Here is a 13,339-nt window from a genome sequence, read left to right as displayed (position 1 = left end):
GGTCAGTGCTTCCCGCCACCCGGGCCGCCGCCCCCGCCGCCGCTCAGCGGGTCGGGCCCGTTGCCCAGCCGGCCGATGTCGTCCAGATTCTCCGACTGGGTGGAGTTGATCTTCCGCAGGGCCGCGAAATGGCCCTCGACAGAGCCCTCGAAGCCCTTGGCGACCAGATTCAGCCCGTCCATGACGTAACGGAACTCACGCTCCGCCTGCGGGCCCGTCTCCTGGGCGTAGTCGTCGTTGATCCCGTACCACATCGACGTCGGTTCCACCGTCGCCGGGAAGTCGTTCGCGACCCGCTTCAGCCGCTGGGCCAAGGTCCGGGCCTCGGAGATGAACGCCGACAGCCGGGCCGGGTCCGCCTCGAAATGCGGTCCGTATCCGTAACTCATCACTGCCCCTTCGTCCGGCCGCCCGTACGGGGCGAGGACGCCGCAGCCTCGCCGTCTTCACCGTCTTCGGTTATCTCGTCGCGCAGCCGCCGGCTTCCGCCGCCCCGCCCGGTCCCGGCCGCGCCCAGCCCGGCGGAGTCCAGCAGCGGACCGAAGACCTGACCCCAGTCGACCCCGGAGCCCTCGATCCGCGGCCGGTCGCCGACCGTCTCGGAGAGCGGCTGGAAGGTGTCGAGCACCGTACGGGCCATCTCCGCCTGCCCCTGCCGGGCCGCGTCGAGTACCGCGGCCGCGAGCTGCACGGCGCCCATGGTGCGGTACTTGCCGTCGAGGAACCGCAGATCGGAGAGCTGACCCTGGGCATTGACGGTGACCTCGACACTGCGGTCCCCGGACCGTACGGTCACGGCGGCGCCGCGCAGCCGTGACTCGGCGGCGGCGACGGCCTGTTGGGTCCGCTCCAGCCGGGCCACCGCTTCGGCCAGCCGCTCCCGGATGGGTTCACTCATCTCTCGTCCTCCGAAGCTCAGCGGCCGAGGACGGCGGGGGCGCCGCCCTCGTCCGTACCCCATACGTCTTCGTCCTCGTCCAGCCAGGAGGCCCGCTCGCGGTCGCCGCTCTCGGTCGGCTGACCGGCCGCGCCACCCGCCGGAGGCAGGTACGGCATCCCGCCGGAGGCCGTGGCGAGCGAGCCGCGGGCCGCCGCCGAGACGTCGTCCCGGCCGCCGCCCTGACCATGGCGGGTGGTGACCGGACGGCCGTCGTCGACCACCCCCCGGACGCGTTCGCCCTCGGCGCCGCCGCCGGTGGTCCCGCCGTTGATCCGGGTGCCCATGGGGAGCATCGGCATCCCCATCCCCGCGCCGTTCCCGCTGCCCAGACCGTAGTCGGCGCCGCCGCCGCTGCCGGAGCCCGGCTCACGGTCGTACAGCTCCTCCTCGTAACCGCCGGAGTAGTCGGACGAGTAGAGGGCCCCGCCACCCGGGAGGGCCGTACCGCCGCCCAGGCCGGTGGGCAGCGTCTCGCCCGGGTCGATGGGGGTGGTGACCCTGGTGCCGTCCGGCAGATCGCTGACGAGCGTGCCCCGGTCGGGGTCGAGGACGCTGCGGGAGCCGTCGGGCAGGGATGTGGTGAGCGTGCCGTCCGCCCCGAGCCGGGTGACCCCGCCGTCGGGGTCGGTGATCGCGTCGCCGGGCCGCAGGGTGTCGACGACCGTCGAGCCGTCGGGCCGGGTGGTGACGACCTCGCCGCCCGGCAGGTCGATGGTACGAGTCGAACCGTCGCGGTACTCCGTGGTGACCGAGCCGTCCGGATTGAGCGTGATAGTGCCGGAGCCGGAGCCGTCGGGCAGCCGCAGACCGTCGGGTATCGGTACGTCGGCGCCGCCCCGCCCCTGGCCGCCGGGGCCGTGGTCGACATCCCGGCCGAGATCCCGGGACTGCCGCTCGGCGCGCTCCCGCGCCTCGGCCTCCTTGCGCTCCTGTTTCGCCTCGGCCTCGGCCTGCCTCTGTTCCTGTTCGGCCCGGAGCTGTTCCTGCCGGGAAAGCTGCTCGGCCTCTTTCCGCTCCTGCTTCGCTTCCGCCTCGGCCTGTTTCCGCTCCTGCTCGGTACGGAGCTCCTCCTGCCGGGCCTCCGCCTCCGCTTCCTTCCGTTCCTGTTTCGCCTCGGCCTCGGCCCGCCGCTCCTCGGCCTCCCGCCGCTGCTCCTGCTGGTCGGCCTTGTACTCGGACTCCGTACGAATCCGCTGCTGCTCGGCCTCCGCCTGTTTCCGCTCCTGCTCGGCTTCCCGCTCCTCCTGTTTCCGCTCCTGCTCGGCCTGCTTCTCCTCCTGCTTCCGTTCGGCTTCGGCCCGTTCGGCCTCCGCCTCCCGTTCCTTCTCCTCCTGCTTGCGCTCCTGCTCGGCCTCCTTCTGCTCCTGTTTCGCCTCGGCCTCCGCCTGCTTGCGCTCCTGCTCCTCGCGCTGCCGCCGCTGATCGGCGCGAGCCTGGTTCGTCAGCAGGATCTGCCGGTCCTGCGCCTCCTTCTCCTTCTGCTCCTGCTTGGCCTCCTGCTCGGCCTGCCGCTCCTCGGCGCGCCGCTCGGCGTCGGCCTGCTTCGCCTCCTGTTCCGCCTGCTTCTGCTCCTGTTTCGCCTCGGCCTCGGCCTGCTTCGCCTTCTGCTCGGCTTCCTTCTGCTCCTGCTTCCGTTCGGCTTCGGCCTGTTTCGCCTCCGCCTCCCGTTCCTTCTCCTCCTGCTTGCGCTCCTGTTCGGCTTCCTTCTCCGCCTGCCGGGCCTCGGCTTCCCTCTGCTTCTCCTCGGCCCGCCGCTCCGCGTCCCGCTGCCGCTGCTCCGCGCGCGCCTCGGCCTCCCGCTGCCGCCGCTCGGCCTCCTCCTGCGCGCGGCGGGCCCGCTCCTCGGCCTCCCGCTGCTTGCGTTCGGCCTCCTCGCGGGCGAGCCGCTCCCGCTCCGCCGCCTCCCGTTCCTTGCGGTCGGCCTCCTCCTTGGCCAGCCGGAGCTTCTCGTCGGCGTCCGCCTTCGCCTTGGCGGCCTCGGCCCGGTCCCGGGCGGCCTGGTCCTTGGCGAGCTGGTTGGAGAGATTGATCGAGACGGTGGTCACCTTCTCGGGGAACCGCTGCCCGTTAAAGGCGTTCTCGACATCGATGAGGGCCTGTTTGCCCGCGGTGGAGAGCACGTCCTGGACGGACTTCTGCCAGCGCCGGATCGCCTCCTCGCCGATCTTCTTCCAGGTGTCCTTCTCCTCCAGCTTCCCGTAGGGGGTCACCGCGGCGGTGAAGTTCTCGAACTTGACGTAGTGGTAGCCGGCGGAGGTGGCGTAGGCGTGCGAGCTGTAGCTCGGCTTGTAGCGGACCTTGCGGATGTTCTGGTTCCAGATGGTGTCGGTGACGTCCAGCAGGATGTCGTGCAGCCAGCGCAGCGGATTACCGGTCAGCAACTGCCAGGTGTCCCACTTGCCGTGGAGCTTGTCGGCGGCGGTCCGGACGTCGTCCCGGAAGCCCCGCAGATCGTTTCCGTAGGTGGAGTTGACGGTCCCGGAGACCGGGAACTGCTTGCTGTACGACTCGTAGGTACGGACCAGTCCGTGGACGAGGTCCTTGAACACCCCGGCGGCCTGCCCCTTCCAGACCGCCTCCTGCTTGCCGAGGTCGTACTCCCAGTCCTTCAGCTCCTTCAGCCGGCCCGCGAAGAACTGGGCCACCCGGTCAAATGCCTGCGCGTTCCGGTTGAAGGAATCCAGATCGACCGCGTTCGCGTCGTGTACCGGGAGGTCGTTCCAGCTGAAGAACCGGGTATTGCCCCGGTTCAGCAACTGTTCCAGGGCCTTGCCGCCGCCGTAGCTGTACTGGGCGAGCGCCTTGTTGCTCCAGACCGTGTCCTTGCTCTGTCCCTGGAAGTCCTTGCCGAGGCCGCTCTTGAACTCCCCGCCGAGGACGACACCACCGGCCGGCGGGTCATCGGTGCCCGAGGTGCCGAGCAGCGTGATCCGGGCCTTCTTCATCTTCACCCGGGTACCGACCGGGGCCTCGGCGATCGCCCCGTTCTTCCCCGAGTAGAACGGGACCACGAAGTCGGTGTTCTCCACCCGCCAGCCCGAGTTCTCGGTCCGCCATCCCAGATCGTCCACCGCGTCGACGATGGCGTTGGAGGGCTCCCCGTCGTGGTCGGAGAACTCCACCCGCATCAGGGGAATCGAGTCATTGCCCACCAGGGAGCCGAACACGGTCTCCCGCTTGGGCATCACATAGCCGGTGAGTACCTGGACGGCGGTATGCCAGTAGTCGTCGACGGAGTCGGCGGGGTAAACGACGTTCTCGGCCACGAGGGGGTTCTCCGGGCATCGGGTCGGGACGGTCGGGAGCGGCCGGGCAGGGCTCCGGGAACAGCGGCGGGCGGCGGCGGTCAGTCGTCCTTGTCGCCGCCCTTGCCCCCGCCTCCGCCGCCGCTCTGGTCACCGGTCAGCCTGGCCTCCACGTCCTCGAAGACATCGAGGAAGTCCTGGCCGTCGATCCCGGTCAGATTGCCCGACTGGGCGCCGAACAGGGTCTCGATACTGGTTTCGAGATTGGTGGAGAGGTCCTTGAAGAGCCCGGCCTGCTCCTCGTAGATCTCGGTGAGCCGGTCCGCCGCCTTGCCGATCGCCTGGTTGAGGGCGAGGCCCTTGCCGTGCAGATGCTCCTGCTTGAGCATTAGCCCGATCGCCAGGGGCCGGGAGGAGCCGTAGCTGTCGAAGTCGCGCTTGCCGGAGAAGTCGGTGTTCCCGATCAGCTTCCCCATGGACGGGCCGAACGTCGGATCGTCCACGGTGATCTTGCGCAGCTCCTCCTGGAACGGCTCGACCCGGTCGCGCTGGAACGCCTGAAGACCGGCCTTGTCCATGCTGAGCCTGCCGGTCTTCGGGTTGGGGTCTTCCTTCGCCATGGCACGTCTCCTGGAAGTCGGGGCGATGAGCGGCGGGCCGGGCCGCCGCACGGCGGCCCCACAGGACCGGCTGTCAGCGGCCGATCTTCACCGAGTCCCACATCTGGGTCAGGGACCGCTCGCTGTACTGGTAGTTCTCGGAGACGCTGGTCAGCAGTACGGAGTGCTTGGTGAGCAGTTGCTCCATCGCCTCGACCGCGCTGTTCCAGACCTGCTGCTTCTGCGCGTAGACGTCCTTGTCGTCACCGATCCAGGAGTTCCGCAGCTCGTTCAGCTCCGCGTCCAGATTGGTGAGGATGCTGTCGATCGCCTTGGTCTGGCTGACCATGTCGTCGGCGGCGTTGTTCATATGCGAGTAGTCGACGTAGATATAGCCGTCGGAGAAGTCCGTCATGAGCCGTCCTCTTTTCGAGCGGATCGCGTGGATCGCCTGGATCACATGGATCGCCGGATCGCGTGGATACCGGAATGAAGGGGTGGGCCGGGCCCGGGGAGGATCAGCCGCGCAGCGCGTCGAAGACCGCGTCGGACCGGGCGTACTCCTGATTGATCGAGTCGACCGCGGACCCCTGCTGGCGGCCGTGCTCGGAGAGGGTCTGGTTCAGCGTCTCGATCATGTCCTGGACATTGACCAGGATGACGTCGGCCTTCTCCTCCCAGGCCGTGACCAGGTCCGCGAAGGCCTTGCCGTCTGCGCCCTTGTAGTGGGACATCAGATTGGCCTTGGTGGTCTCCACGTCCTGGCGGCACTTGGTGATGCCGGTGAAGGCCATCTCCAGCGCCTGGATGCCGTTCCGGGTCGCGGACTCCTCCGACTGCTGCATTCCGTTCGCGGCCATGTCCGCCCTCTCCGTGGTTCGGTCCGAGGCGGTCGATGCTAGGAAGCCCGGCTTGCACCCGGGCGTTGCTTTCTTGCCGTCACCTTGTTTTTTCGTTGTCGGCCGTTCCCGGGGGTGCGGGCGCGCAGCGCGGCGCGGTGACCGAGGCCCGGCCCGTCCTGGCCGCCTCGGACCCCAGATCGGGTCCGGACGGCAGCATCGCCAGCATCGGGGCGGGGATCTCGCCGGGTACGACCTTCTGGTAGCCGAGGGCGGCCACCGCCGCCGAGTCCGTCAGGCGGTACTTCACCCCGGCCTCGGTGACCAGGTAGAGCGTGCCGCCGAGGTCGCCGCCGCCCGCGCCCACCAGCCGGACCAGCGAGCCGCGTCCCGGCCGTACGGCGACCCGGTCGACGGGTACGCAGGGGGCGGCGGCGATCCCGGCGGAGTGCTGGGCGACCGGCCCGAGTTCGGCGATGGGGGCCAGGGCGACCCCGAAGCGGGTGGCGTCGCCGTCCGGGGTGACCACCGCGCAGGGCGTACGGTCCCGGGGCACGCCGACCGCCTTCGGCGGGGTCTCCGGCGTCCGGCCGGGCCGCGCGGCCGGTCCGGCGTCGGGCGCCAGCCCGCCCCGCAGGGCGTCGGAGGTCAGTACCGCCGGGACCGGCGCGCCGCCGCCGTACGCCTTCGTACGGATCGCCGGATCGGCCAGCAGCAGGGCGAGTTCGGTCGCGGTGAGCGGGGCCAGCCCGTCGGCGCGCAGCACGTAGTGGCGCTCGTCGGCGCCCGGGACCGCGAGGGTGAAGAGCTGGCCGACCCTGGTGGCCCGGCCGCCGAGCCGCGGCCCCGGCGTCCCGGCGCCCTCGACGGCGGGGGCCGCCAGATCGGGCCCGGCGGGCAGGGCGTTGAGGAACGCCGCCGAGACCGGGACGGGGCGTACGGAGGCGTAGCCCAGGGCCTCCCCGGCGGCCCCGGCGCGGTCGATCCGCAGCCGGCTGCCCTGCCAGATCAGATAGTCGTGGCCGTCGGGCCCGGCGACCAGCAGCGCCCGGGTCCGGTCCAGTGGTTCGCCCGCCCCGTCGAGGCCGACGGCGAGGGTCGTCACGGGTCGGGGACCGTCCGCCCGCCGGGTCTCGGTGACACAGACCTGCCAGGTCGCCCCGGCGAGATCACCGGCGGCGGGCAGTTCGTCGGGGGCGCCCTCGATCCCCACGGGAGTGCCGCGCGGAACGCCCTTGAGCGACTTGGTGCTCACGGCCGCGGTGCCCAGCTTCGTACCGCCGATCAGTTTGGCGGAGGCGTAGTTGCGCACCGGGCGGAGCCGGTCGTCCAGATAGAGATAGCGGGCTCCGGTGCCCTTGTCGACGACGAGATCGCCCGAGGTCTTCCAGGAGCTCTGCTTGCCGGGGCTGACCAGGCCGACGACGAAGGCGCCGACCGCCACCAGGACGGCGACGATCACACCGATGGCGATTCCCCGGTTGGTACGTCCCTGGGGGCTCTCGGGGGAGTCCGGGTCGGAGCGGAGCATGCTGGAGGTGAGGCGGCCCATCAGGAACATATGGGCCTGAACCTGGTCGCGTTTGTTCTGCATGGGGTTGGTCGGTCCTTCGCGTCGGCGGTCCGCCGGGCGGCCGGGCCCGTCGGCCGGGAGCCGGCCGGGGGCCCTCAGGGGTCGGCCGCCCGTAGGGAATCGTCAGGTTTCGTCCGGTCCGGGACGGGCGGGGTCCGTCAGGGTCCGCCCCGGACCGCGCGGTCGTCGTGGCCGGTCAGCCGTTCATGGCCCGCAGCCACCCGTAGACGCCCAGCACCCACAGCGCCAGCGGCAGCAGGCTGATCGCCGTAGCGGAGTGCAGGATCTCGGCCGCCCGCCCCCAGTACGGCACCAGCCGCCGCCCCGGCACGGTCCACGAGGCGATCGCCAGGGCGGCGGAGACCGCGCCCAGCCCGGCGACCAGCAGCAGTCGCTCGGCCGGAGCGGCCCCCTCGGCCGCCGCGTACACCAGCAGTGCCGCGCCCCAGACCCCGGCCGCGACCAGCGACAGCCGCTGGAGGACATTGCCGAGCGCCCGGGCGTGCAGGAGCAGCAGCAGCGACAGGGCGAACGCCAGCAGTACGGTCGGCAGGGTGAACCGGTGCGCCAGACCGGCCAGACAGGCGGCGCAAACGGCGGCCGTGGCGGCGTAGAGCCCGGTCATCCAGCCGTCGGCGACGACCGTACGGGCCGCCACCGCCGACGGGGAGTGCGGCTCGATGCCCTCCTGGAGCTGCTCCGCGTTGGACGGCAGCGGCGGCATCCGCAGCCCCGAGAGCCGGAATGACATCGATGGCACGAACGCCCCGAAAATGACGGCGACCAGGGCGACCACCCCGGCCACATGCCCCGGCCCCAGACCCATCGTCATCATCAGCGCCCCGGCCAGTACCGCGGCGGCGGACACCACCATCAGCGCCAGGAAGAGTGCCGCGAAGGCGGCGACCCCGGCCACCGCGAGCATCGCCCCGCCCGCCGCCGCGGCCCCCGCCGCCAGGAGCCGGGCCCCCAGCACCTCCCACTGGCCGGGGCCGTCGAGCGCGCCGCCCGGCAGCGACCACCCGGCCAGGGCGAAGTACGGTACGGCCGCCAGGCCGAGCGCCGCCCCCGCCTCCGCGTCGCCGACCGCCCGCCCGGCGGACGCGGCCCCGCCCAGCAGCAGCAGCCCGGTCGCCGCCGCGGCCAGCGCGCGCAGCTCGGCGGAAGGACCCGGCCAGGCGAGGGCGGCGAGCCCGGCGGCGAGAGTGAGCACCACCAGGCCCAGCAGAACCCGCCGGGAGGCCGGGGCGGTCCAGGCGAACGGCCGGGTCTCCATGGTCTGGGCGACGCCCTCGACCAGGTCGTCCAGCAGGACCTCGGGCAGGGCGTCGGTATGCGGCCGCAGATACAGCGTCTCGCCGTCGAGCACCCCCAGTGACTCCAGACTGGCGTCCTCGTCGAGCGGGGGGCCGCCGAGCCGCTGGAGCACCCACCCGCCGTGCTCCAGGCCCTGTTCGGCCAGGTCGTCACCGGCGTAGTGGACCAGGGTCGGCAGCAGGTCGGCGACCGGGACGTCGGCGGGGACCGCGAGATCGATGGACGTGTCCGGGGCGCGTACGGTGACGCGGCACAGTTCGGACGTGGTGCTGTCGGTCATGGGAGCTCACGCTTCGTCGGGAGACCCCGTCAGGTCTCCGGAGGGTCGGTCGAACGTCGTCGTGCGGTGGCCGGGCCGCACACCGGTCGGGGGCACCGGTTCGACTGCCCCGCGTGCGCCCGTACGAGTGAACCGTGAGTTGGATCGTAGACTGCCCGTGGCCGGTGGGTTCCGCCCCTCGGGGGCGGCCGCGACGGTGTGCGCGCTTCATGGCGGTCTGTCCAACCCGCCCGGTTTTTACGTCCGTTCGGCGTTTCGCGGACCCCGGACGGTGTCGCCGCCGCCCGTCCCGGACCCCTGCCCGTGACCCCGCCCGTGCCGTCTTCGCGGCGCCCGGAAGGAGAGCGCTCGTTGAGTACCGTCCTTTTCCGCCGGCCCGCCCGCAGACGCGGACCCGACATGCCGGACGGGGAGCTGAGCCTCCAGGAGCCGCCCGGACTGCCCGAGGTCACCCCGGACAGCTCCGCGGTCTGGAACTACCTGCCGATGGCGCTGATGTCGGTCTCGATGGTGCTGATGTACATGCGCCCCGGCGGCTCCCGCAGCGGGGTCTTCATCTATCTCGCCCTCGGCATCATGGTGGTGTCGGCGGTGGCGATGATGCTCGGCCAGTACGTCCGCCGGATCAGTGAGCGCAAGCAGCGGCTCAACGGCGAACGGCGGGACTATCTGCGCTATCTCCGCCAGGTCCGGCGCAAGGCCAGGACGGCGGTCGCCGAACAGCAGCGGGCCCTCGCCTGGCGGCATCCGGCCCCGGACACCCTCTGGTCCCTGGTCGGCACCACCAGGCTCTGGGAACGGCGCCCCGCCGACGAGGACTTCGGCGAGGTGCGGGTCGCCGTCGGCGACCAGAAGCTCGGCCTCACCCTGGCGCCGCTCTCCACCAAACCGGTGGAGGACCTGGAGCCGCTGAGCGCCCACGCGCTGCGCAGCTTCACCCGCGCCTACTCCACGGTGCCCCGGCAGCCGATCGCGGTCTATCTGCGGGCCTGGGCCCGGGTCCTGTTCCGCGGCGACCGGGACCGGTCCCGCGCGCTGGCCCGGGCCATGGTGGCCCAGCTGGCCGTGGTGCACTCCCCGGAGGACGTCTGGATCGCGGTCTGTACGGCCGACGACCGGCGGGCCGACTGGGAGTGGGTGAAGTGGCTGCCGCACAATCTGCACCGGGCCGAGTCGGACGGCGCCGGTGCCGTCCGGATGGTGGTCACCTCCGTCAACGAGCTGGACGAACTCCTCGGTCCCGAGTTCGCCGAACGGCCCCCGTTCGACCCGGAGGCCAGGACAGGCCGCGAGGAGCCGTACGTCCTGGTCGTCCTCGACGGGGTCACCCTCCCGGCCGGACACCGCGCCGACGGGCCCGGCTTCCGCAACACGGTCCTCCTCGACCTCGACGGGACCCTGACCTGGCGGCCCGGCCGGGCCACCCTCCGGCTCGACCTCGCCGAGGACGGACTCCGGCTGGTCCGCACCGACCGGGACCGCAAGGAACAACTGGTCGGCCTGGGCGAGCCGGACGCCCTCGGCCTGCCGACCGCGGCGGCGCTCGCCAAGCGCCTCGCGCCGTACCGGATGGGGGTGGGCCGGGAGGCCAGCGAGCCGATGGCCGCCGACACCGAACTGACCGCCCTCCTCGGCATCCCCGACCTCCACCGCCATGAGCCGGCGGCCCTGTGGAACCGGCGCACCCGCTCCGAGCGGCTGCGGGTCCCCATCGCGGTCGGCCCCGGCGGCACCCCCGTCGAACTGGACATCAAGGAATCGGCCCAAGGCGGCACCGGACCCCACGGCATGCTCATCGGCGCCACCGGCTCCGGCAAGAGCGAGCTGCTGCGGACCCTGGTCCTGGCCCTGGCGCTCACCAACTCGTCCGAGACCCTCAACTTCGTCCTGGTCGACTTCAAGGGCGGCGCGACCTTCCTCGGCCTCGACGAACTCCCGCACACCTCCGCGGTGATCACCAACCTCGCCGACGAGGTCGAGCTGGTCGCCCGGATGCAGGACGCCCTGCACGGCGAGCTGATCCGGCGACAGGAACTGCTGCGGGCCGCGGGCAACTACACCTCGGCCCTGGAGTACGAACGGGCCCGCGCGGACGGCGCCCCGCTGGACCCGCTGCCCAGCCTCTTCGTCGTCGTCGACGAGTTCAGCGAGCTGCTCGCCGCGCACCGCGAGTTCATGGAGCTGTTCGTGATGATCGGCCGGCTGGGGCGCAGCCTCGGCGTCCATCTGCTGCTGGCCTCGCAGCGGCTGGACGAGGGCCGGATGCACCAGCTGGAGTCGCATCTGTCGTACCGGATCGGGTTGCGGACCTTCTCCGCGATGGAGAGCCGGGGCGTCCTCGGCGTCCCCGACGCCTACGAGCTGCCGCCGACGCCCGGCAGCGGTTTCGTCAAGTCGGGTGTCGAGGCGCTGACCCGGTTCCGGGCCGCGTACGTCTCCGGCCCCTACCGGCGCCGCAGCGGCTCGGCGCACCGGGCCCGGGTCGCGAGCCAGGTCGTGCCCTGGACCTCCGGCTGGGTCGTCCCCCGGCGGCTGCCCGACCCGCCCCCCGGCCAGGCCCCGCCCGAACAGCCCGAGGAGGCGAACCAGTCACTGCTCGCGGTGGCCGTGGAACGGCTGCGGGACGCCGGGCCGCCCGCCCACCGGGTCTGGCTGCCGCCGCTGGACGAACCGTCGGCCCTCGACGGGCTGCTCGACCTGGTGCCGCACCCCGAGTACGGACTCACCGACCCGGCGGCGCGCGGACGGCTCACGGCCCCGGTCGGCATCGTGGACCGGCCCTTCGACCAGCGCCGCGACCCGCTGCTGGTCGATCTGTCGGCCGCCGGGGGCCATGCCGGGATCGCGGGCGGCCCGCAGAGCGGCAAGTCGACCCTGCTGCGGACGCTGATCACCGGTCTCGCCCTCACCCACACCCCGCGCGAGGTCCAGTTCTACTGTCTCGACTTCGGCGGCGGCACGCTCGCCGGACTGGCCGGGCTGCCGCATGTCGGCGGGGTCGCCGCCCGGATGGACAAGGAACGGGTCGGCCGGGTGATGTCCGAGGTCGGCGCCGTACTGGCATACCGCGAACGGTTCTTCCTGGAGCAGGGCATCGACTCCATGGCGACCTACCGGCGGCGCCGGGCCGCCGGGGAGTTCCCCGACGAGCCGCACGGCGACGTCTTCCTGGCGGTCGACGGCTGGTCCACGGTCCGCCAGGACTACGAGCAGTACCTCGCCACGTTCAACGCGCTGGCCGCCCGGGGCCTCAACTACGGCATCCATCTGCTGATCACCACCTCCCGCTGGGTGGAGCTGACGGCGGCGGTCCGCGACCAGACCGGGACCCGGCTGGAGCTGCGGATGGGCGACCCGATGGACTCCACGATCGACGTCCGTATGGCGGGCGCGGTCCCGAGGATCCCCGGCCGGGGCCTGACCCGCGACTCCAAGCTGCACTATCTGGCGGCGCTGCCCCGGGTCGACGGCCGGACCGGCGCCGGGGACCTCTCCGACGGCGTGGCCGACCTGGTGGCCCGGGTCCGGGACCACTGGCCGGGCCCGCCCGCGCCACCGGTCCGGATGCTGCCGGCCCTGCTGCCCGCCGCCGAACTGCCGCCCGTCGACCCCGAGGGCCTGCGGATCCCGCTCGGCGTCGAGGAGAAGTCCATGGGCACGCTCTGGCACGACTTCGCCGCCACCCCGCATCTGATCGTCGTCGGCGACGCCGAGAGCGGCAAGACCAACCTGCTGCGGCTGGCCGCGAAGGCGATCACCGACCGGTACACCCCCGCCGAGGCGCGGATCATGGTCGTCGACTACCGGCGCGAACTGGTGGAGGCCGTCCCCGACGCGTACCGCCTCGGCCACGCGGTCTCCACCGACGCCCTCAAGGAACTCCTGGACGGCGCGGCCCGCGCGGTGAAGACCCGCGTCCCCGGCCCCGACATCGCGCCCGCCCGGATGCGGCTCTGCGACTGGTGGACAGGACCGAGGCTGTTCGTCCTGGTCGACGACTACGACATGGTCGGCGGCGGCGGGCCGCTGAACCAGCCGTTCGCCCCGCTGATGGACCATCTGGCCCTCGGCTACGAGGTGGGCATGCACCTGGTGGTGGCCCGCTCGGCGGCGGGCGCCGGACGCGGACTCAACGATCCGCTGCTCCGCCGGATGCTGGAGGTCAACACCCCCGGCGTCCTGCTCTCCTGCCCGCCCACCGAGGGCTATGTCTTCGGCAACGTCAAGGGCCGCAACCTGATCCCCGGCCGGGGCACCCGGATCACCCGCCGCGACAGCGTCGACATCCAGACGGCTCTGGTCGACCCGGCCGGGGAGACCGGGTGACGGACGGGGGCGCGGAGCCCGTCCCGTACGGCCGGGCGGGGTCTTCCGGGCGGGCCCCGGGGCGGGTCCGGAAAGGTCTGTCCGGCCCGCGCCGCCCGGCCCGCGCACGGCCGGGATTTCCCGGGTACGTCCGGTACGAGGGAACCCCCCGGCCCTGCGATCGCCCGCGCCGGACGCCGCGGACCCCGCCGCCCGGGCGGACGGCGCCGCTTTCCGGATA

General features: G+C 72.4%; 9 protein-coding genes. 1 reads left to right on the top strand and 8 read right to left on the bottom strand.

Features of this window, described 5'->3' with window-relative positions; all coding sequences use genetic code 11:
• Positions 1 to 2 precede the first annotated feature (2 nt).
• The 8 genes from ABZ714_RS11515 to eccD all read right to left on the bottom strand — a co-directional run bounded on the left by ABZ714_RS11515 (position 3) and on the right by eccD (position 8,793).
• Positions 3 to 389 carry a hypothetical protein gene (locus tag ABZ714_RS11515; protein WP_358824971.1) on the bottom strand — a complete coding sequence of 129 codons (387 nt, stop codon included), beginning with the start codon at positions 387 to 389 and terminating at the stop codon, positions 3 to 5.
• On the bottom strand, positions 389 to 898 hold the full coding sequence (locus tag ABZ714_RS11510) for a YbaB/EbfC family nucleoid-associated protein (RefSeq protein WP_358824970.1): 510 nt from the start codon (positions 896 to 898) through the stop codon (positions 389 to 391). Before ABZ714_RS11510 ends, ABZ714_RS11515 begins: the two co-directional genes overlap by 1 nt.
• 17 nt (positions 899 to 915) lie before the next feature.
• A complete protein-coding gene (locus tag ABZ714_RS11505) occupies positions 916 to 4,206 on the bottom strand; it encodes an AAWKG family protein (RefSeq protein ID WP_358824969.1) in 3,291 nt (1,096 codons plus the stop codon).
• An 80-nt stretch (positions 4,207 to 4,286) separates the two neighbouring features.
• Entirely contained in the window at positions 4,287 to 4,805 is a 519-nt protein-coding gene (locus ABZ714_RS11500; protein ID WP_358824968.1) for a type VII secretion system-associated protein, read from the bottom strand.
• 73 nt (positions 4,806 to 4,878) lie between these two features.
• Positions 4,879 to 5,199 carry a WXG100 family type VII secretion target gene (locus ABZ714_RS11495; RefSeq protein WP_358824967.1) on the bottom strand — a complete coding sequence of 107 codons (321 nt, stop codon included), beginning with the start codon at positions 5,197 to 5,199 and terminating at the stop codon, positions 4,879 to 4,881.
• 103 nt (positions 5,200 to 5,302) lie between these two features.
• On the bottom strand, positions 5,303 to 5,644 hold the full coding sequence (locus ABZ714_RS11490; RefSeq protein WP_358824966.1) for a hypothetical protein: 342 nt from the start codon (positions 5,642 to 5,644) through the stop codon (positions 5,303 to 5,305).
• A 79-nt stretch (positions 5,645 to 5,723) separates the two neighbouring features.
• Positions 5,724 to 7,217 carry a type VII secretion protein EccB gene (eccB, locus tag ABZ714_RS11485; RefSeq protein ID WP_358824965.1) on the bottom strand — a complete coding sequence of 498 codons (1,494 nt, stop codon included), beginning with the start codon at positions 7,215 to 7,217 and terminating at the stop codon, positions 5,724 to 5,726.
• A 175-nt stretch (positions 7,218 to 7,392) separates the two neighbouring features.
• Positions 7,393 to 8,793 (bottom strand): type VII secretion integral membrane protein EccD, encoded by a 1,401-nt coding sequence (gene eccD, locus ABZ714_RS11480; protein WP_358824964.1) that lies wholly within the window; start codon positions 8,791 to 8,793, stop codon positions 7,393 to 7,395.
• 351 nt (positions 8,794 to 9,144) lie between these two features.
• Between eccD and eccCa the strand changes: the two genes are divergently transcribed.
• Positions 9,145 to 13,119 carry a type VII secretion protein EccCa gene (eccCa, locus tag ABZ714_RS11475; RefSeq protein ID WP_358824963.1) on the top strand — a complete coding sequence of 1,325 codons (3,975 nt, stop codon included), beginning with the start codon at positions 9,145 to 9,147 and terminating at the stop codon, positions 13,117 to 13,119.
• Positions 13,120 to 13,339 lie beyond the last annotated feature (220 nt).

It is taken from the genome of Streptomyces sp. NPDC006798, assembly GCF_040635975.1.
In the GTDB taxonomy this organism is placed as follows: Bacteria; Actinomycetota; Actinomycetes; order Streptomycetales; family Streptomycetaceae; genus Streptomyces.
Note: the sequence above shows the minus strand (reverse complement) of the source record. Positions and strands in the feature narration are given on the sequence as shown.

Coding starts and splice junctions, on each gene's coding strand:
- ABZ714_RS11495 (WP_358824967.1), bottom strand. CDS start 5,199: ATGACGGACTTCTCCGACGGCTATATCTACGTCGACTACTCGCATATG.
- ABZ714_RS11500 (WP_358824968.1), bottom strand. CDS start 4,805: ATGGCGAAGGAAGACCCCAACCCGAAGACCGGCAGGCTCAGCATGGAC.
- ABZ714_RS11490 (WP_358824966.1), bottom strand. CDS start 5,644: ATGGCCGCGAACGGAATGCAGCAGTCGGAGGAGTCCGCGACCCGGAAC.
- ABZ714_RS11515 (WP_358824971.1), bottom strand. CDS start 389: ATGAGTTACGGATACGGACCGCATTTCGAGGCGGACCCGGCCCGGCTG.
- eccD (WP_358824964.1), bottom strand. CDS start 8,793: ATGACCGACAGCACCACGTCCGAACTGTGCCGCGTCACCGTACGCGCC.
- eccB (WP_358824965.1), bottom strand. CDS start 7,217: ATGCAGAACAAACGCGACCAGGTTCAGGCCCATATGTTCCTGATGGGC.
- ABZ714_RS11510 (WP_358824970.1), bottom strand. CDS start 898: ATGAGTGAACCCATCCGGGAGCGGCTGGCCGAAGCGGTGGCCCGGCTG.